Below are 19,667 nucleotides of genomic sequence, written 5' to 3'. Positions count from 1 at the left end.
TGAGTAGCAGAGGAACGATGAACAAATTCAATGAAATTTTTTTAGACTTAGAAAAGAAAATCTTAGACAAAGAGTATCCTCCTCATACTTTACTACCCAGTGAAAATCAATTGATCAAAATTTATGGTGTTTCACGGGAAACAATTCGTAAAGCACTTAATCTATTGACGACAGAAGGATATATTCAAAAGAAACAAGGAAAAGGATCGATCGTTTTAGACCGAAATCGTTTTGATTTCCCGATTGCTGGACTAACAAGTTATAAGGAACTTCAAGAAAATCAACATATCCCGAGTGAAACGATCGTAAAAACACTTGAAGAAACTGTAGTCGACAACGAATTACACAAAGTAACTGGCTGGGCAGTCAATACACCTGTCTGGCATTTAGTCCGCCAAAGAAAAATCAATGGCGAAGTCGTGATTTTAGATCGGGATTATTTATTAAAAGAAACCGTACCTACTTTAACCAAGGAACAAGCAGCCAATTCGATTTATGAATACTTTGAAAATGAGCTAGATCTCTCCATTGCCTATGCCCAAAAAGAAATCACTGTCGAACCAATCGATGCCAGTATTTCAGAGTCGATGGACCTCCATGACGATCCTTATGTCGTAATTGTCCGTGGCCTCGTTTATTTAGAAAATACTGAATGCTTCGAATACACTGAATCGATCCACCGCCTCGACAAATTCCGGTTCGTGGAATTTGCACGAAGAAGAAGGTTGTGAGAAAGCCGTTCAGCTCCGAGTAGTAAGACGGAACGTGAGAAAATAGCTTCTCATATTTTTTCACGTTTTGACTTACTATTGAAGGAGTTGGCTTTCGAACACCGTTTATCTAGGTTGTGAAAGAAGCGATTAACACTAAGGCAGAAGACAGAAAAATCGAAAATGGCTGTTTCATTTTTGATTTTTTTGGCTTGTGACCGAAGTGTTGCTTCTTGAACACCGTTTATCAAGGTTGTAAGAAAAGCGTCCTGACCTGAACAGTAAGATAGGAAATTGAAAAATAGCTTCTCATATTTTTCAAATTTTTTAGCTTAATGTTGAAGGTCAGCTTTTCGAACACCGTTTATCAAGGTTGTGAAAAAGCCCAGTAGCTCAACGTAATTAGGTAGCAAGTAAAACCTGTTCGTTAAATTTCCGCTAAATTGCTAGGCTATCCTCCCTACTTAAAGCAGATTGTTTGCTTCTATTTCAGATGGCAGTATGATTAGGAGACAAAGGGGGCTGTATCAATGAGTAAACCAACCGACACAAACAAAGAGGACTTAAAAGAAACATTATCTCCGATTTCTTATGCAGTGACACAAGAAAACGCCACAGAACGTCCATTTACTGGAGAATACGACGATTTTTATGAAAAAGGGATCTATGTCGATATTGTCAGCGGCGAACCGCTTTTCAGTTCTGCAGAGAAATATGATGCAGGCTGTGGCTGGCCAGCTTTCAGCCAACCCATCAGCAGAAAAGACGTCAAAGAAAAAGCGGATTTTTCTCACGGGATGCACCGAGTCGAAGTAAGAAGTAATGAAGCCGACTCCCATCTTGGACATGTTTTTAATGATGGACCCGCAGATAAAGGTGGCTTACGCTATTGCATTAACTCTGCTGCCTTGAAGTTTATCCCTTATGAAGAAATGGATGCTGCTGGTTACAGTGAATATAAATCAATTGTCGAATAAGTCGAATGTGATAAAATCACATCGCTCCGAAAAATAAGCCTGAACCTCCGGAAATTGTTCTAATTTCTGGAGGTTCAGGCTTATTTTTGAAGGTGCGCTATAACTTTTATATGATCAAGATCCTTAATACTCGTGCCCATGGAGATTGCCCACTTCTTCAAAACCAGCAGCCTTCCCCTTTTGATGAAAGATTTCTTGCTTGTTTTCTCGGACAATCAAGGTCATCTCTGTACTCGCTTTTTCACGGATGATCCGACTCATTTGACCTTGTTGTGGCGCCATCAACGCATGCCCTTCTTTTGCTAACACTTGCATTTCTAGTTCAATATTTTTTTGCTGTATTCGAATGATCAGATGCTCCTCTTCACGGAAAATCTCCGAAATTTTAGCTCCATCATACGTGGATAAGCGATATTCTTCCCCACCGACTTGCAAAATCGAAATGATTCCTAAAAAACGAAAACCTAAAAACGGGATCTCTGCTGCGGAAAAGAAAAAGCGAGCATCCGAATCGCTAAACTGATTGCATTGGACCCATAAATAGGTTGCGGGAAAGGAACTTCCCCAGTCCTTTTCTAAATATCCGATTCCATTTGTAAAATCAATCAATTGACCGTTCCAACTCAACGTTCCTTCTAACGAATGCTTCATGCTTAAAATTCCGTGATAGCATTCCATAAAAGATAAATAAGAGAAAGGTCCCATGATACTCGGGGCATAGCGACTCCTTTTTAACGGAGTAAACTCTCCATAAGAAATCGTTCCTTCAATCGTCAATGAGGGGCTACGTAAAGCTAGTGTGATTCCTTCCTCACTAAATGTATTCTCACCGATTTTCACAAATAAACGATCTTCGCTTGCCATGAAGACTTCACGATCAAAATGAAAGACTTCCGAAGACTCATGATTGATCACTTGGATAAACGGGCACTTTTCTCCTTGTTCTCCAATGGAGTAACCCGGAATAAATGCGTAGACTTCATCGCCGATTTGATGCTTAAAATACCAACCTTCAAAGAACGGCGCTTTTTTCGTTTCACCATGATAAAACTTATCTGTTGTAATCACCTCGTCCACTCCCTTCAGCTAGATTAAGTTTACCATGTTTTTTTATAGCTTCTAGCCGATACGCTTGACTCTAGGTCATGAACTAATGTAACCAGAAAAAACACATGATCCGTTTCTTGCTACTCGGATCATGTGTTTTTAATTTTATTCACCTAGATACAGATGTCCACGATTTTAGGACAAAAGATCTGGCCATTTTTTCAACGCCTGATTGACTGCGCCAATCGGAAAGCCGACAATACTATAGTAATCGCCAGAAATCGACTCTACGAAAGCCCCTGCGTAACTTTGAATGCCGTACGCCCCAGCTTTATCACGGTGATCGCCAGTTGCTAGATAGCGCTCGATCTCTTCATCGGTCAATTCATAAAAAGTGACTGATGCTTGGGAAAGGATGCACTCTTCTTGCGTCCCATCAGTTATTACGACGGCTGTGTAGACGTCGTGTGTCGTACCACTGAATTTGCGTAACATCCGTTTTGCCTCTTCATCATCCTCCGGTTTACCAAGGATTTCGTTTCCTAGAACTACGGTAGTATCACTAGCAATGACTAACGTTTCTTCATTATTTTGTACAGCAGCTGCTTTTTCTGCTGCCATTCGTTGGACATAAGCAACTGGGTCTTCTTTTGGCTTAGGCGTTTCATCAATATCTGCCGGTTGGATCGAAAATGCTGGCACTAATCTTCCGAGTAATTCTTTTCTTCTAGGCGACTGTGAAGCCAATACTATTTTCATCAAAAACTTCCTTTCCAAATCTCGCGGATCAATGCGGATCTTGGATTCGTTTAAACATTCGTTCCATGTCGGAATTCGTAAAGTGGATCAATACCGGACGACCATGAGGGCAGTTGAATGGATTCTCACATTTTGCTAAGTCTTTTAATAAGACCCTCGCTTGTGCTTCGTTCAAGTAGTGATTCGCTTTGATCGAGCGTTTACAGCTCATCATGATTGCTGTGGCTTCTCTGAATTTCTTCACACTTACTTCACCCGTTGTCAATAACATGTCGATCATCCCTTGAATGATCGATTCTTCTTCCCCACTTGGATACCATGTCGGATGCGCTCGCACGATAAAACTATTCTGACCAAATTCTTCCAGATAAATGCCTGCCTCTTCCAATAGTTCTTTCTTCTCTTTTAGCTTGATTGCATCACTATTAGGATAGTCTAAAACAAAAGGCACGAGTAATTCTTGCAAATCATCTGAAACATCGCCGATTTTTTCACGGAAATATTCATATTTGATCCGCTCTTGCGCAGCATGTTGGTCAATGATGTATAAGCCTTCATTGCTTTGAGCAAATAAATAGGTTCCATGCATTTGGCCAAAATATTCAAGATGTGGGAAGCGTTGTGTTGGTACTTCCTGCTCGACTTTACTGATTGCTTTCTCCAACATTCGGCTATCTTGACTCATGTCAAACTCGGGATGCAACTTGGTTTCTTCTTGCTCAAATCTTGGTTCTTCCTCTATGCTTTTCTCTTCTACTGATGCTGTTCGTTCTTCTTGTACTGAGTAGTTATCAACAGTGGATAAATGATTTTGTTGAAAGTTATCCACTAGTTTTTCTACAAAGTTATCAACACTTTCACCAGAGTTATCCACCGTTTTTTCCTCTTTTTCTGGATAATTCAGTGTATCTTCAGAAAAAACAGAAGAGTTTTCAACATTTTCCACAGACTTATCAACAGGATAGGTTGATTTTTGTGGATTTTCTTCAACGTAAAATGTACCTGTCTGGCGATCGAAATTTAAACTTTGGGGTTTCTTTGGTGGTTCCTCAAACGCATAAGAAAGATCGATTTCGATTTGTTCCGTTTTAGGTTGATCGGCGATTTTTTTCTTGAAACGTAAATTGTCTGCTGCACTAGGAATCAGATTTTCTTGACTTAGTGCTTGTTGAATCGCTTGTGCAATCAATTCAGTCAATTCTTTTTCCTTCGATAGACGAACTTCTTGCTTCGTTGGATGAACATTCACATCGACAAGCAACGGGTCCATTTTGACTTCTAAAACAGCGATTGGAAAACGACCAACCATCAGTTTAGAACCATAACCTGCCACGATTGCTTTGTTCAAGGAAAAGTTCTTGATAAAACGACCATTGATGATCGTTGAAAGATAATTACGACTCGCACGAGTGACTTCTGGTAAAGAAATGTAACCAGAAACTTCAAAATCTAGATCTTTTGCTTCAACCTTCAACATTTTTTTCGCTGTCGCCAAACCATAGATTCCGGCAATCGTTTGTTTCAAATCTCCGTTACCAGCTGTTGCTAACATCTTGTTGCCATCATGGACTAAGCGAAAAGCGATGTCGGGATGGCTCAATGCTAGTCGATTGACGATATCGCCTATATTTGCCAATTCCGTTTGTAATGTCTTGACGTATTTTAACCGTGCAGGCGTGTTAAAAAACAAATTGCTCACTGTGATTTTCGTACCTTGTCTCAATGGAGCAGGGCGATGTGTCAACACTTCCCCACCTTTTAATTCAAGATAGGTCCCTTGTGTTTCATCTTGATTGGCTGTCTCGATCGTCAATTCAGAGACAGAAGCAATACTAGGAAGAGCTTCCCCTCGGAACCCTAATGTCCGAATGCGGAACAAGTCATCACGGTTATGGATTTTACTCGTCGCGTGACGTTTGAACGCATTTTCAACGTCTTCTGCTAAGATTCCTTCACCGTTATCGATGATTTGGATTTTTCGTAAACCGGCTTCTTCTACGAGAATATCGATTTGAGAGCTATGGGCATCAATGGCATTTTCAACAAGTTCTTTCACCACAGAAGCAGGTCGTTCAACGACTTCTCCTGCGGCGATTTGATTGGCCAAGCGTTCGGATAATTCTTGGATCTTCGCCATCGATCAGCACCTTCTTCCTATAATTGTTTTTGCAGTTCGTACAATTTATTCAACGCATCCATTGGCGTCATTTCTAGTAGGTTCAACTGTTTCAATGCAGCAATGATTTGCGTTTCAGCTTCCGTTGCTTCACCAAATAAAGATAGTTGTTGACTCTCTTCATTGACCTGCTGGCTTGGTTGGTTGGTTTGTGACTTAGGGTAGTCGCTTTTTTTCGTGACAGATGCTTCAAGTGCCGAGACATGGTGTGTCGTTTCTCCTGATTCTAAAAAGGCTAAGATCGCAGAGGCACGTGACAATAATTCATCTGGTAGACCCGCAATCTTAGCTACATGGATCCCGTAGCTTTTATCTGCTGGACCGTCCATCATCTTGTGTAAAAATACCACATCGCCATCTTTTTCGACTGCACCAACATGGACATTTTTCAATTGCGGCAATTCCGTATCAAGCACTGTCAACTCATGATAGTGCGTAGAAAACAATGTCTTGGCTTCAACATGTTGATGGATATACTCAATGATAGCTTGTGCTAATGCCATACCATCGTAAGTGGCTGTTCCTCGACCGAGTTCATCAAATAAAATCAAACTGTTCGGTGTCGCATGGCGCAACGCTTGGTTGGCTTCCATCATTTCTACCATAAAGGTACTTTGTCCTGCAATCAAATCATCACTTGCACCGATTCGAGTAAAGATTCGATCAAAAATCGGCAGCACTGCTTTTTGCGCCGGAACAAAACAGCCCATCTGTGCCATCAATACCGTCAATGCCAACTGTCGCATATACGTACTTTTACCAGACATATTTGGCCCAGTGATCAACAAGATCATTTCTTCTTCCGACATGATCACACTATTTGGAATGTATTCTTGATGTCCTAATACTTTTTCTACCACCGGATGACGTCCTTCTTCGATCACCAATGTTTTTTTGTTCGTTAATTCTGGACGAACATATTGATAACGTTCACTGATCGTTGCAAAACTTTGTAAGACGTCTACAGTACTCAATGATTTTGCTAAGGTTTGCAATGGCTGGATTGCTTTTTTCACTTCTTCTCTAACAGCTAAAAAGAGTTGGTATTCTAGATCTACTGATTTTTCTTCCGCTTCTAGAATCTGTGTTTCTAATTCTTTTAATTCAGGTGTGATAAATCGTTCTGCATTGGCTAAGGTTTGTTTACGTTCATATTTTTCCAGTTCAGCATTCATCAAATTCGCTTTCGTGATTTCAATATAGTAACCAAACACTCGATTAAACCCAACTTTTAAATTTTTGATCCCTGTACTTTGGCGTTCGCGCGCTTCTAATTCTGCTAACCACTGTTTGCCATTTCTCATCGCAGAACGATAGGTGTCTAGCTGTTCATTGAAGCCATCTTTGATGACGTTTCCTTCAGTGATTTGTAAAGGTGCATCCTCTTGGATCGCTTGTTCGATCAGTTCCACTAATGAATCCATTGGCTGCATATCTGTTAATAACTCTGACCATTGTCCTTGATCGATGCCTTCAATCAACCCGCGAATCATCGGTACTTGCTGCAATGATGTTTTTAACTGGATCAAATCTCGACCATTGACGTTACCAAATGCGACACGTCCAGCTAAACGTTCTAAATCATAGACTTTCGTCAACGCACTCTGTAAATCAAGACGTTCAAAATAACTATTGATCAGCGATGCCACCATTTCTTGCCGAGCATTGATTTGATGGGATTGGATCAGCGGACGATCAAGCCATTGTTTTAGCAAACGTCCCCCCATTGCTGTTTTGGTTTCATCTAATAACCACAGAAGCGTGCCATGTTTTTTTCCAGTACGGATCGACTGGCTTAATTCTAAATTGAATTTAGAATAATAATCCATCTTCAAGAAATGATCTGGTTGGTATTCGACCGCTTTTTGGATATGTGCCAAACTTCTTTTTTGGGTGACTGCTAAATAAGTAAGTAACTTTCCAGTCGCTTCCTTTTCTAATTCATCCGTCAACTCACTCGTTAGAAAATTGAATTCTGCATTTTCTTCTACACTTTCTTGTTTTGAGAAGACTAAGCCAAGTCTTGTGCTTAGTTGTTCATATAACGTTTCACTGATCTCTGTTCCTAGAATCAATTCTTTTGTTTGTAACGCGGAAGTTTCGTTCAAGACAGCTTCTTCATCAAGTAAGCGGGCTGTTTTTAATTCACCTGTACTCAAATCAGCATAAGCAAACCCAAAAGCGGAACCTTGATTAACTACTGCCGTCAGAAAGTTGTTGTCTTTGGCTGATAATCCTTTACTATCCATCACTGTTCCAGGAGTCACTAATTGCACGACTTCTCGTTTGACCATGCCTTTGGTCGTCTTTGGATCTTCGACTTGTTCACAAATCGCTACTTTGTATCCTTTTTCGATCAAACTGTCGATATATCCTTGTGCAGAATGATGCGGTACCCCACACATCGGAATTGGATCATCCGCATTACGATTTCGACTAGTTAATGTCAGTTCTAAGATTTGTGCTGCTTTGACAGCATCTTCATAAAATAATTCATAAAAATCTCCGAGACGATAGAACAAAAAAGCATCTTGGTATTGTGCCTTGATGCTTAGATATTGTTCCATCATTGGAGTGTTCTTAGTTTTTTGAGGCATTATGCTCCTCCTCTACATACTCATTGATTTCATTTTGGATCATTTGAGTCAAGTGTTGCAATAACTCATTTGCTTCCATCAATTGACGGCGGTAAGCGATCACTAAAGGATATTCGTCGATAGATTGCGTCAAGACTTCGATCCGTTTGATCGCTTCTTTTTCTGCTTCTTTTTGTCCATAATGCGCATATTGTGCGGCATCTTTTTGCGCTTGCTTCAATGCTTCTGTTTGTTGATTCAAGTAACGACTATGTTTCACTTTATGTTCCAATTCCTGATAACGTGTGATCGTTTCATTCTTCTTTAAAAGAGTCGCCAATTGGTCGACTTCTAATTGGATCGTCGTTTTGTCCTGCACATTCCCTCTCGCTTTCTATTCTCTGTAAGGGCGGTCATCGTTGATTTGGATCAATTGGATATCTTTTGCCTGTCCCGTCTGGTCGTCGATGTCCAAGATACAACCACTTAAAAGCCCTCGACCTTGTTCCACCACTTCAAAACGCTTTGGTAAAGCCGTTAAAAATTTTTCAATCACTGGTTCACGGCGCATCCCTAAAATTCCATCATATGGACCCGTCATACCGACATCCGTCAAATACGCCGTTCCTTGTGGCAAGATTCGCGCATCGTTCGTTTGAACGTGCGTGTGTGTACCGACTACAGCAGATACTTTTCCATCTAAAAACCAGCCCATTGCTTGTTTTTCACTCGTCGTTTCTCCATGAAAATCAACAAAAATGATCGGTGTTCTTTTCCGAGCTTCTTCGACTAACTCGGTCATTTTACGAAATGGATCATCTAAATCAACCATAAATGAACGAGCTTGCATATTGATGACCGCCAGTTCCAATTGATTGACTTTGACAAAAACGATTCCTTGCCCAGGCGTTCCTTCTGGAAAATTTGCTGGACGAACCATTTTTTTCGCATCATCGATAAATTCAAAAATATCACGATTGTCCCACGTATGATTCCCCATCGTCACGACATCTACGCCATCTTGCAGAAACTTTTTATAGATTTTCTCTGTGATCCCACGACCTGAAGCCGCATTCTCACCATTCACGATCGTCATTTGTGGACGATATTTTTTCTTCAAGCGAGGGAGATATTCTGTGATCATTTCTCTACCCATCGCACCTACTACATCACCAATAAACAATACCCGCACACGATTTCCTCTTCTCTTCTAACGTATCTTATATTATAAGTGTTTTAGTAAAGAAAGGAAAGAGGTTGTAAAAGAAGCTCTTTTCTAGAATATCAAGAAAGGGTATTTTGAACTAACTAGCATCAGCTTTTTATAACTTTATTCTCTAACTATGTAAATTGATCAAAATTTATTTTTTAATTCTTTTTACTAAGTAAACAATAGACAGGGCTAAACCTATGAAGAACATGAACCAAAACAGCAATTTCAAAACCAAAACGACGTGTACGATGATGGCTCCCATGATATCACCTCCTATTTTAAAGAAGTCGGATAGTACCTATATGATAATATGATGGCCTATCGTTTATGTATCATACAAAAACCATAAGAAGAGAGGGCATTCCATCAGAAAAATCCTGTTGCATGCCCTCTTTTTAACTAAAATTATTGTTGTATGATGTTTATGACCTAAATCAAAGCTAACTCTTTCAATGCCTTCCAAATACCATCTTGATCATTCGTATCTGTCACCATTTTTGCTTCCGCTTGGACTTCTGGTACGGCATTCCCCATTGCCACCCCAATGCCAGACATACGAAGCATTTCGCGATCATTTTGTCCGTCACCAAAACTGATGACGTCTTCTGGCGCAATCCCTACTCGATTGGCTAGGTTCATGATCGTTACCGCTTTGGAACCATCGTGTGGCACCACATCGACACTATTTTCGTGCCAGCGAACAAAACGGATACGATCGTAAGCGCTGAATTGTTGGTCATAAGAGTGATCAAAGAAAGCTAACGCTTGATACACATCCTGTTTTTCAACAAAGTATTCGTCCAATTCTGGTAAGTGTGCACCAAATGAATGCATCGCATCTTCCATCATATCGATACGATTAGATGAAAAGCGTTTGATTGAATCTAAACTAACAAATGCGGTATCAATAGCCTTTTCTTGTGCTTCTTGAATAAATTTGTGTAATTGTTCTTGATCCAGCAAATTTTTATAGACTTGTTCATGATCCAAAAATCCGGCTGCACCGTTACATAGAATATAATTGCTAAATGCTAGATCACGGATAACTTCTTGTGCGTGAAAGCGACTACGCCCTGTAGCAATCGTCACTAAATGTCCATCTTTACGTAGTTTTTCCAAGGCTTCCCTTGTACTATCCAACGCCTGTTTGTTGGAATCTAACAACGTGCCGTCGATATCAAAAGCAATTAATTTGCGTGTCATTCTATCTCGCCTCTCTATAAATACTTACTTGCTTCTCTCGTTGCAAGCTTGCTTAATTCTTTTGTCAATTGTTCTTTTACCCAAAGTGGATTTGTTTTGCTATAGTCCCGCAACGCCCAACCAATAGCCTTTTGAATAAAAAATTCCTTTGTTGAACGATCTGCATCAATCGCTCGTTCGAGTAGAGCGACATCTGTCTGTTCTTTAAACCCTAGTTGCAAGGTGATCGCAATTCGTCTTAACCAAAAGTCTTCTTGACCTTCAAATAATTTGAAAACCGCCTCAACTTCTTGGTGAAGTTTTCCCCACGTGCTGTAGACTTTTTGCCAAGAATCGATACTGTCCCACCATTCCTTCTGTGAGACAAGCTCAAGTAACCATACTAAGTTATCAAAAGAAAGACGTTTGACGTTCTTTTGGACTAAATCGATCGCTAAATACTGATACTCACGTTCTTCCTGCATATAATAATCTTTTACTAATAAAAGTAAGTCTGAAATAGGTATCTTCTGGCTTTCTTTTAAAAGAGCCTTTTGTAGTAACGCTCTTTCTGGCTTAGGAACTCCTGCAAATCGGAAATGATGCTTCATGTAAGCTTCCATCTGCTGAGCTTTTTCTTTATTATTCGGGAAAACAATTGTCTCCAAGGGATGGCCTCCTTCGATTTTTAAAGGAACGAACTAGTCAACATAGGATGATTTTGATTGATTCAACCATGCATAACCTAAACCAATGACTAAACCACCACCAACGTAATTCCCAATCAACGCAAAGGATAGATTGTGGATCACATTACCAACAGTCATCGCATCCATCTGCCCACCTGAAACAAAATAAGCTAATGTAAATGCCGGGAAGTTGGCAATAACGTGTTCATAGCCTAAAAAAGCAAAAATGAAAATAATGAAAACAATCGCTAAGACTTTCCCTGCATCATCTTTCATTCGCATACTAATCAATACCGCTGTATTTACTACAATGTTGGCAAACATTGCCTCCACCAAAATAGTTGTTGTCGGTTTCGTCAATTTGACTGCAATCGACTCTAACATATAATTATCCATGGGCAGATCTTGGAATGGTGTTGTCAAGGAAATTAAAAAGCCAAATAATACCCCACCAATCAAGTTAAATAAAATACAAGTAAACAGAATTTTTGCAGCTAGACCTAATTTTAACCGCTTACGTTGGACCCCGACCGACATATAAAGCATATTTGAGGTACCAAGTTCAGCATTCATGTATAAAATCATGACTAACGACCAACTAAACATAAACGCATAAAGTATCTTTCCAAATCCATGAGCAATATGCTCACCTTTGATCGCAATCGAAAAAGCAACAGCAGTTCCAAGTGTCAAGAACAAACTGGCTAATAAAGCACGCACGGCATACCGGGCGTAACTATTTCCGATCAAATCAACTTTCTTTTCGATTGATGCCTCAATCTTTTCAAACAACGGTGATACTGGGTTCATCTCTTTTCTCCTTTAAGATTTGTTCAATTATTTTCATGCTTTTGGCATATACCCTCTTATTCTATAGACAGAACTGGGGTTTGTAAAGCTTTTTTGCTACTTATTCTCTTGACATTGATAGGTCATATCGCTTATACTGTAATTCGTGTAAAATAATGCAGCAGAAAAATAATAACTCGTCCCTAGTTTGTTGCCCCGCTTCGGGTTCAATTGTGTAACCGCGGCTGCAAAGGTGAAGATTGAAGAACAAACTATACGATTATGAATTTTTTAACGGATTATTTTACTCCAAAAAATATAGTTATCTATTGGAGGAAATTTTAATGTCTCGTTATACAGGACCATCATGGAAAATTTCTCGTCGCCTAGGTATTTCATTATCTGGCACAGGAAAAGAATTAGCACGTCGCCCTTACGCTCCAGGTCAACATGGACCAAACAGCCGTGGCAAACAATCAGAATACGGTATGCAATTAACTGAAAAACAAAAATTACGTCATATGTACGGTATGAACGAACGTCAATTCCGTAACTTGTTCGTTAAAGCAAGCAAAATCAAAGAAGGTAAACACGGGGTTAACTTCATGATCTTACTAGAACAACGTTTAGACAATGTTGTTTATCGTTTAGGTCTTGCAACTACTCGTCGTCAAGCACGTCAATTAGTTAACCATGGTCATATCATGGTTGATGGCAAACGTGTCGATATCCCTTCATACCACGTTGCAGTTGGTCAAGTGATTTCAGTTCGTGAAAAATCACAAAACATCTCAACTGTAAAAGAAGCAGTTGAAGCAACTGTTGGACGTCCAGCATTCGTAAGCTTTGACGCTGAAAAATTAGAAGGTTCATTGACTCGTTTACCAGAACGTGACGAATTGTACCCAGAAATCGACGAAGCACTTGTCGTTGAATACTACAACCAAAGCCTATAATTCAAAAAACTTTGGTACAAAAAAACCGGCTATCTTTTGGATAGCTGGTTTTTTTTAGGTTGCGAAAGAAGCGCTCAACACTAAGGCATAAGCCAGAAAAATCGAAAATGGCTGTTTCATTTTTGATTTTTTTGGCTTATGTCCGAAGTGTTGCTTTTTGAACACCGTTTATCAAGGTTGCAAAAAATCCGATTAGCTCCAAGTAATAAGAAATAATGTCCCCGTGTCTTTTCTTCGCTCGGACACACATAAAAAGATAGACCTCAAAACAACGTACGTATTTCGTTGAGTCGAGTGTTATCTTTTTATGTTGGCTTTAGCAGGTTCAGGTGCATCCATGACTCGAACAATAGCAAGAGAAATCAATTTGTATTCGCTACTTGGGTGATAAAACAGCGAAGTTTTTGATATTCTCAATTGTTCTCTGAAGATACAGCTTTTAACTGCCACTTCCCACTTGATTTAGACGAGGAAAAGAACATGTCCTCTACAGTGTGATGCTTCAAATTTCATAAACTGTCTCGCATCATTGTTTTTCCAATGAAATGTCTCCTTTAAGCAAGCAACTGCTTAATTTCTCCCTTTATCAATGGTGGATAGACATGTTAACTTGTCACTTTCACAGTTGCTGATTATTGGCACATTCATTCGTCAAACAGCTTTTTGTTACCCATGGCAAATCGATGAATGTTCACTGGCCGTTTCAACCAACAAACCAGTTCATTGACTAGGTTGGGCACCTATCTGTAGAAAGATCATGAATGATCATCCTCATTTTTCTATGTGCCAAAATATAGTTGATTATGTTATATAAAAATTATATCACGTATCAAAACACTTGCTATTCATACTTTTTCTCACATTTAGAAATATTTTTGTACTCTTACTTCTTATGTGCTTTTTCAAAATATATCATAAAGAGACTTTACATTTATTTTCTCTTCCTCTATAATTTCGTTAACTACAAAAATAAATAAGGTTAACGAAAGGAGAACGGATGACAAAATCATTAAAAGAACTTATACTCGTTGCCGAATTTGCTGCAATCATTGCAGTTCTCTCACAATTTGTTATTCCATTAGGATTGATTCCACTTACTGGTCAGACTTTTGCGATTGGCTTGACCGCCACGTTTCTTGGGAAACGTGCTGGTACTCTCGCAGTTTGTATGTACCTCTTATTAGGCTTGATCGGACTTCCCGTCTTTTCTGGCATGACTGGGGGAATGGGCATCTTATTCGGACCATCTGGTGGCTACCTTTTTGGTTTTATTCTTCAGTCTTTCGTAATTGGTTGGTGGATTGAGAAGACTAATTCTCGCTTTTTCCATGCTTGGTGTGCCAATCTATTTGGCTCTCTTCTTGCTTTATCTGTAGGAACTCTTTGGTTATCGTTTAGTAGTCATTTGTCTATTCAAACTGCTCTATTGAGTGGGTTCTTCCCCTTCTTGTTACCAGAGTTGCTCAAAAGTACGGGAGCAGCTTATGTTGGCACTACTTTAAGAAAAAGATTACGATTCAACATTCAAAAATTAGTTTAAAAAATTAATAGGATAAAAAAAGAAAAACTTTAAAAATAAGCGATATCCGCTAAATAGAGCAACTATTTTTTGGCGGATATCGCTTATTCTCATAGCCAGACACTTCTATAATCATCCAGTTATACCATTTCATTTTTCACTATCAGCTTATTATTCGTCGTATAGATGAAGGACAGAAAGAAAACAAAGGCTTGCAGTGGGAAGATCACCATTCGCTCCGTCAACCCTAAAATATTCCATCCTTGTGCCATTCCAATTGGATTCAATGCGCCAAAAAAAGTGATCAATATGGCGGTAGCAATACATATTTTTCCTAACGTACGTAGTTTTTCTTGTTTAAGATAACCAAATCCAATAAGGAATAAAGACGATATAGTAGTAAATACGACAATGATCGTCACAACAATATGCATCGTATTTTGGGAATTCATATCCGCCTTATCGCCTGTCAATGGAAATAGTTTATAGCCTACCACTGTAGTGCTTGCCATCACAAGAAAAATCAGATAACCGATCCGAGTCATCCCATGATACTTTTCAAAGGCGTTCACGACCATTCCAATGACAAACAGTAAAAAGCCTATACCATAGATAAACAGGATCATATTCAATAAATTCGCATTTGGCGCACCAACGGCGGTTAAAGAACTGATGTCTGTCGTGATTGGATCATATGATTCCCAAAGGTATTGCCCAAGAAACACATGTACAAAATAAGCAACTACACTAACCATTCCAAGAGGCATCAACCAATCGATCACTTTCATACGTTTCCCCCACTTATTCTTCTTTCAGCTATTTAAGCAACCATCCACCATCGATTGGAACGATTGCTCCATGGATATAACTCGCTTGAGGCGTCGCAAGAAATAACGTCAATTCTGCCACTTCTTCCGGCTGTGCCCAACGCTTAACAGGCGTTTCTTCTGCGACCCATTTGGCCATCTCTCCGTCACCTGCAAAATCAGCTGCATTCATCGGTGTTTGGATGGCGCCTGGTGCGATGGCTTTTACACGGATCCCTTGCGCAGCATAATCAAGGGCTAATTGCTTTGTGAACCCAATAATGGCATGTTTGGCACTCGTATACGCGATCCCACCACCGCCAGCCACCATACCTGCAATGGAGGCCATATTGATGATCGTTCCCGTTTGCTGTTCGAGCATATCAGGCAACACTTGTTTTGTTAATCGAAAGAGACTTCTTACGTTGACCTCATAGATCCGATCCCAAAGTGTTTCGTCTGTGTCTAATAAAGGCTTGTAGCCATCAAGAATCCCTGCGGTATTCAATAAGATTGAAATATCGCCGACTTTTTCATGACACGTAGTGACCGCTTGTTCAATCACTTCTTTTTGTGAAATATCACCGAGAAATGAGATAAAATGCGTAGGATATTTTATGGCTAGTTCTTCCATCTTACCTAATTTCAAATCCACACCAAATACTTTCGCTCCTTGATTTAAAAAAGCTTCTGCTTGTGCAGCACCGATTCCTTGAGCGGCACCTGTCACAAAGACGACTTGACTCGCTAAGTCCGGATAATGATTCGTCATTCAACGATCATCCAATCTTCTGCTAGAATATCGCAAACGGTTGGCGCAAAGCTAGAAAATCCTTCGTCGCTCGTTTTGATCAGAAAATAAGGCGTTACTGGACAACCATCAAATTCATCATCGGATACTAGAACAACATATAATTCAAATCCACTCCAACCTTTTCTAATAACCTTTGCACCTGTTTTTAACTGTGGCAATACTTCTTCAAATATCATGATTTTTTCTCTCTTTCTTTATTTGGATTTCTTTGATTTTATCAAATAAACGGATATAATCCGAGAGTTCAAGTTCATCTGTGACGATGAAATAGTCTAGATCCGCCCAAGGTTTGCGATGGATCTTGCTTGTGGATAGTAATAGATCGACCTCTCTTCCTCGATAATCCGCTGGTAAAAAGTACAACTGATACTCCTCTCTGAAAAAGTACCTTAGGTTTTCTTTTAGTAATTCTTCTTCAAAAAGAGGAAAGTCTGTCATCAGTAAAATAGTGACTTTTGGTAATTGTCGATCAAAAACACGCATCGTTTTTAACACGGTTAGATACCTTCGCATCAAGAAAGTCGCATTCTCATAGACCCACTCGTCTGCACGTTGTGTTGCACGATTGAAAAAATTCAGCAACCATTGTTTCAATGACTCATTTTCACTAACGAAGTGTCTAGAAAAATTGCTACCTTCCCCATCAACCATTTCCTTCGCATGAGGAAATAAGTACGCGAACAGATGACTACTTAGCAAATAGTTCTCTGCTTCTTTGGTGAATGATTCCTCGGTCAACTGCTTTTCTTCACAGTATGCTGCTAACGCATTCTTCATTTCTAATAGAGCTATAAAAGGAGCGGTTTGTTGTTTTCGGTGAAAAGCAAAAATCTGCTTACGGATTCCTGACGATTGATAGTATTCTTCTCTGGTCATCAGCACTAGAAATAGTGCACCTAATTCTTCTTTCCCTTGGAAATAGTTTGGAAAAAAAGGCGCCATCCACTGACTGAATGCTTCAAAGAGTGGATTTTTTTCAATCAACTGTCGTTTTTTATTATTTAAAACCACGAAATGTTTTTGTGATTTACGTAAGAAAAATGCACCTAACATATACTCTAATCGCCGTTTCTTGATCTCATTCAACCGAACATCAAAAAACTGTAAAATCTGGTCAGCAATTTGTTTGACGTCCTGTTGTGGAATAGTTTCGAAGGGCCAAACTTTACCACGAAATAACTGCCAAAAAGTCATATGTAGGTATAATCGAATGATTTCTTCTTCCCCACACGCAATATAGCTTCCTCTTTTGAGTTGGATACCATACCTCGAAAATTGTTCTTTCCAATCATTGATTTTCCGATGAGCAGTTGACTCACTAATATAATGCTTTTGTGAGAATTGATAGAGCGTATGAAATTCTTCAAAAAAAATGTCGTGCAATAGCTGGTATTTAAGCGTACTTTGCACGAGGTAAATCAAAAAGCGTTCACGTTCAATAGGATCCAGAGAATCATAGAAATGATAACCCGATCGATGATTCTTCGTAAATAAAGATTGCTCTTTTCCACTGAATAATTGATAATTTTTGATCAATTCAACTAAATATCTGGTTACACTTCGTGCGTCTAGTTGAACCTTTTGTGCAAGTTGTGCCGCTGTGTGCCCTACCTGATCCTCAAAGCTTTCGAGTAAGAGCACCTTGTAATATAAGTCTTTGTCAAAACGTTTTAAGTACTCAGAAGACAAATACAACGACTTCACCCCTTATCGACTATTTTCCTCATTGTAGCATATAATCCTTATTGAAACACCAAAACAGACAAGCTAAGGAGGCATTCAATTACAGTAATCCCCTTCTTTTTGTAGACGATTCACTCATCGTGCATAGTGCGATTATTCGTTCCATTTCAGTTTCATTTTTTCTGAAATTTTCAAAAAATGTTTGTTGATAGCAACAATATTTGATAAAATTCACTATTTATTTTTGATATATTTATAGTTAGGGTTGGTGTTTTGTGTCATAGGGTTTTATCAATGTGTCGACTGTTGCTCGGATTTCTTTCTATAAAGAAGTCGTTTTTTATTTTGCACTTATCACGACAACAGAAGTACACCTCTTACGGAACACTTCACCCGCTGTGTTGTTGTTTCTTTTTTATATTTCAATAAATTAATGGAGGGTATTATGGATTATTCACTTATGACCCGTCTAGCGGCGGAACTACTTGGTACAGCATTATTGATCGTTTTAGGTAATGGTGCTGTCGCAAACGTAGATTTAAAAGGAACAAAAGGATATGGCAGTGACTGGATGCTGATTGCTGTTGGTTATGGTTTTGGTGTGATGATGCCAGCAATGATTTTTGGTGGCATTAGCGGAAATCATATCAATCCGGCATTTACGATCGCTTTAGCCTCTAATGGTTTATTCCCTTGGGCAGAAGTCGTGCCTTATATCGTTGCACAATTACTTGGAGCAGCTCTTGGACAATTGATCGTGGTCGCTTGTTATAAACCTTACTATGATCAAACTGAAGATGTAAACCATGTCTTAGGAACTTTCTCAACTATCAACAGTGTTGGTTCTAAATTCAATGGTTTCGTCAACGAATTCTTCGGTTCATTCGTTTTATTCTTTGGCGCGTTAGGTATCACAAAAGCACCTTTCTTCCAAGATAACTTAGGAACAGCTCACTTAGCTCTTGGTTTCTTAGTTTGGACATTGGTCGCTTCACTAGGTGGTCCTACAGGCCCTGGATTGAACCCAGCACGTGACTTTGCACCTCGTTTGGTTCATGCGTTGTTACCATTGAAACATAAAGGTTCTTCACAATGGGATTACGCTTGGGTTCCAGTTATTGCACCAATTTGTGCCGGTGTTGTAGCAGTATTTGTCTACAAAGCATTATTTATGGCATAAAATTAATGAGTACTATAAAAACGGAAATCTTTGGAAGCAATTCCTTAGATTTCCGTTTTTTATTGATTTCAAAACTAAAATCATCCTCTGATTGGCTTAATATCCTTTAAATCATCTTGATGCCAGTTTCTTTGTTTATCGGATATCTTCAATACTTTTTTTTAATCAAGGACAGGTGGCACCTTAGCCAATCGGCATCACTCATACTTTACTTTTTGGCTTGGTACTCTTCGTGATTGGCATGATAAGTTTTATCTTTATCAAAAATAAGAATAAAATCTCGGTTAGATAAATCAATACAAAAAACCGAAGTGTATAACCATTCGCTTCGGAGCAGTTTCTACTATAGAGTAACAAAGAATATTCTTATCGTATATCCCCCTAAATAAGGGTAGGATAGGGTCGTAGTTTGTACATCAAAGAGAGAATTTAATCATTATGGACACAAGTAAGACAAAAAAACGATTAAGAATCCATTTAGACAAGTGAATTGAAAAAAGAAGTTGGCAGCTTATTATCTGATGTAACGCTAGATTACACGATCGATGAAGTAAAACCAAAAAATATATGAAAAACCACCAAGTGTCATCT

General features: G+C 39.2%; 18 protein-coding genes. 5 read left to right on the top strand and 13 right to left on the bottom strand.

Going from position 1 to position 19,667, the window contains the following annotated elements:
* The first annotated feature begins 17 nt into the window (after positions 1-17).
* The gene (gene treR / locus IGJ95_RS00835) at positions 18-731 is read left to right on the top strand and encodes a trehalose operon repressor (protein WP_010734394.1); all 714 of its coding nucleotides are present in this window, start codon (positions 18-20) and stop codon (positions 729-731) included.
* Between the two features lie 509 nt (positions 732-1,240).
* Positions 1,241-1,687 (top strand): peptide-methionine (R)-S-oxide reductase MsrB, encoded by a 447-nt coding sequence (gene msrB, locus IGJ95_RS00830; protein WP_010734395.1) that lies wholly within the window; start codon positions 1,241-1,243, stop codon positions 1,685-1,687.
* Positions 1,688-1,810: 123 nt separating this feature from the next.
* Here msrB and IGJ95_RS00825 read toward each other — a convergent pair whose 3' ends face one another.
* The 9 genes from IGJ95_RS00825 to IGJ95_RS00785 form a co-directional block, all read right to left on the bottom strand.
* A complete protein-coding gene (locus IGJ95_RS00825) occupies positions 1,811-2,755 on the bottom strand; it encodes a tocopherol cyclase family protein (RefSeq protein ID WP_010734396.1) in 945 nt (314 codons plus the stop codon).
* Between the two features lie 174 nt (positions 2,756-2,929).
* Entirely contained in the window at positions 2,930-3,493 is a 564-nt protein-coding gene (locus IGJ95_RS00820) for a Maf family protein (RefSeq protein ID WP_065095878.1), read from the bottom strand.
* Between the two features lie 28 nt (positions 3,494-3,521).
* Positions 3,522-5,630: a DNA mismatch repair endonuclease MutL gene (gene mutL / locus IGJ95_RS00815; protein WP_023518928.1), complete on the bottom strand. Its 2,109-nt coding sequence runs from the start codon at positions 5,628-5,630 to the stop codon at positions 3,522-3,524.
* A gap of 17 nt (positions 5,631-5,647) precedes the next feature.
* Positions 5,648-8,236, bottom strand: coding sequence for a DNA mismatch repair protein MutS (gene mutS / locus IGJ95_RS00810; RefSeq protein WP_375148587.1), 2,589 nt, complete (start codon positions 8,234-8,236; stop codon positions 5,648-5,650).
* Between the two features lie 13 nt (positions 8,237-8,249).
* On the bottom strand, positions 8,250-8,624 hold the full coding sequence (locus IGJ95_RS00805; protein WP_023518926.1) for a YlbF family regulator: 375 nt from the start codon (positions 8,622-8,624) through the stop codon (positions 8,250-8,252).
* A gap of 15 nt (positions 8,625-8,639) precedes the next feature.
* Positions 8,640-9,437 carry a TIGR00282 family metallophosphoesterase gene (locus tag IGJ95_RS00800; RefSeq protein WP_023518925.1) on the bottom strand — a complete coding sequence of 266 codons (798 nt, stop codon included), beginning with the start codon at positions 9,435-9,437 and terminating at the stop codon, positions 8,640-8,642.
* Between the two features lie 450 nt (positions 9,438-9,887).
* The gene (locus tag IGJ95_RS00795) at positions 9,888-10,661 is read right to left on the bottom strand and encodes an HAD family hydrolase (RefSeq protein WP_023518924.1); all 774 of its coding nucleotides are present in this window, start codon (positions 10,659-10,661) and stop codon (positions 9,888-9,890) included.
* Positions 10,662-10,675: 14 nt separating this feature from the next.
* Positions 10,676-11,308: a DNA alkylation repair protein gene (locus IGJ95_RS00790; RefSeq protein ID WP_010734404.1), complete on the bottom strand. Its 633-nt coding sequence runs from the start codon at positions 11,306-11,308 to the stop codon at positions 10,676-10,678.
* Positions 11,309-11,341: 33 nt separating this feature from the next.
* Positions 11,342-12,139, bottom strand: a complete 798-nt coding sequence (locus tag IGJ95_RS00785; RefSeq protein ID WP_010734405.1) for a formate/nitrite transporter family protein — start codon at positions 12,137-12,139, stop codon at positions 11,342-11,344.
* Between the two features lie 323 nt (positions 12,140-12,462).
* Between IGJ95_RS00785 and rpsD the strand changes: the two genes are divergently transcribed.
* Together rpsD and IGJ95_RS00775 are read left to right on the top strand one after the other, a co-directional pair.
* The gene (gene rpsD, locus IGJ95_RS00780; protein WP_010734406.1) at positions 12,463-13,074 is read left to right on the top strand and encodes a 30S ribosomal protein S4; all 612 of its coding nucleotides are present in this window, start codon (positions 12,463-12,465) and stop codon (positions 13,072-13,074) included.
* Between the two features lie 997 nt (positions 13,075-14,071).
* Positions 14,072-14,614 (top strand): biotin transporter BioY, encoded by a 543-nt coding sequence (locus tag IGJ95_RS00775; protein ID WP_010734407.1) that lies wholly within the window; start codon positions 14,072-14,074, stop codon positions 14,612-14,614.
* Positions 14,615-14,733: 119 nt separating this feature from the next.
* On the opposite strand, the gene IGJ95_RS00770 is transcribed toward IGJ95_RS00775, so the two are convergent.
* Genes IGJ95_RS00770 through IGJ95_RS00755 form a run of 4 tightly spaced genes read right to left on the bottom strand, consistent with a single transcriptional unit; the run spans position 14,734 to position 17,908 of the window.
* Complete coding sequence (locus tag IGJ95_RS00770; protein ID WP_438761236.1) at positions 14,734-15,381, bottom strand: DUF998 domain-containing protein; 648 nt, start codon at positions 15,379-15,381, stop codon at positions 14,734-14,736.
* 28 nt (positions 15,382-15,409) lie between these two features.
* Entirely contained in the window at positions 15,410-16,171 is a 762-nt protein-coding gene (locus IGJ95_RS00765; RefSeq protein ID WP_153829974.1) for a 3-oxoacyl-ACP reductase, read from the bottom strand.
* Positions 16,168-16,389 carry a DUF2829 domain-containing protein gene (locus IGJ95_RS00760; protein ID WP_438761234.1) on the bottom strand — a complete coding sequence of 74 codons (222 nt, stop codon included), beginning with the start codon at positions 16,387-16,389 and terminating at the stop codon, positions 16,168-16,170. Before IGJ95_RS00760 ends, IGJ95_RS00765 begins: the two co-directional genes overlap by 4 nt.
* Positions 16,379-17,908 carry a helix-turn-helix domain-containing protein gene (locus IGJ95_RS00755; RefSeq protein ID WP_023518920.1) on the bottom strand — a complete coding sequence of 510 codons (1,530 nt, stop codon included), beginning with the start codon at positions 17,906-17,908 and terminating at the stop codon, positions 16,379-16,381. The genes IGJ95_RS00760 and IGJ95_RS00755 overlap by 11 nt, the downstream gene beginning before the upstream one ends.
* Before the next feature lie 433 nt (positions 17,909-18,341).
* Between IGJ95_RS00755 and IGJ95_RS00750 the strand changes: the two genes are divergently transcribed.
* Positions 18,342-19,076 (top strand): MIP/aquaporin family protein, encoded by a 735-nt coding sequence (locus IGJ95_RS00750; protein WP_010734412.1) that lies wholly within the window; start codon positions 18,342-18,344, stop codon positions 19,074-19,076.
* Positions 19,077-19,667: the final 591 nt, after the last annotated feature.

It is taken from the genome of Enterococcus sp. AZ156, from assembly GCF_051714165.1.
In the GTDB taxonomy this organism is placed as follows: domain Bacteria; phylum Bacillota; class Bacilli; order Lactobacillales; family Enterococcaceae; genus Enterococcus_B; species Enterococcus_B pernyi.
This window is presented reverse-complemented; position numbering and strand designations above follow the sequence as displayed.

Excerpts from the sequence above, each read along its gene's own strand:
- treR (WP_010734394.1), top strand. The coding sequence starts at position 18 with ATGAACAAATTCAATGAAATTTTTTTAGACTTAGAAAAGAAAATCTTA.
- msrB (WP_010734395.1), top strand. The coding sequence starts at position 1,241 with ATGAGTAAACCAACCGACACAAACAAAGAGGACTTAAAAGAAACATTA.
- IGJ95_RS00820 (WP_065095878.1), bottom strand. The coding sequence starts at position 3,493 with ATGAAAATAGTATTGGCTTCACAGTCGCCTAGAAGAAAAGAATTACTC.
- mutL (WP_023518928.1), bottom strand. The coding sequence starts at position 5,630 with ATGGCGAAGATCCAAGAATTATCCGAACGCTTGGCCAATCAAATCGCC.
- mutS (WP_375148587.1), bottom strand. The coding sequence starts at position 8,236 with ATGGAACAATATCTAAGCATCAAGGCACAATACCAAGATGCTTTTTTG.
- IGJ95_RS00795 (WP_023518924.1), bottom strand. The coding sequence starts at position 10,661 with ATGACACGCAAATTAATTGCTTTTGATATCGACGGCACGTTGTTAGAT.
- IGJ95_RS00785 (WP_010734405.1), bottom strand. The coding sequence starts at position 12,139 with ATGAACCCAGTATCACCGTTGTTTGAAAAGATTGAGGCATCAATCGAA.
- rpsD (WP_010734406.1), top strand. The coding sequence starts at position 12,463 with ATGTCTCGTTATACAGGACCATCATGGAAAATTTCTCGTCGCCTAGGT.
- IGJ95_RS00775 (WP_010734407.1), top strand. The coding sequence starts at position 14,072 with ATGACAAAATCATTAAAAGAACTTATACTCGTTGCCGAATTTGCTGCA.
- IGJ95_RS00770 (WP_438761236.1), bottom strand. The coding sequence starts at position 15,381 with ATGAAAGTGATCGATTGGTTGATGCCTCTTGGAATGGTTAGTGTAGTT.
- IGJ95_RS00765 (WP_153829974.1), bottom strand. The coding sequence starts at position 16,171 with ATGACGAATCATTATCCGGACTTAGCGAGTCAAGTCGTCTTTGTGACA.
- IGJ95_RS00760 (WP_438761234.1), bottom strand. The coding sequence starts at position 16,389 with ATGATATTTGAAGAAGTATTGCCACAGTTAAAAACAGGTGCAAAGGTT.
- IGJ95_RS00750 (WP_010734412.1), top strand. The coding sequence starts at position 18,342 with ATGGATTATTCACTTATGACCCGTCTAGCGGCGGAACTACTTGGTACA.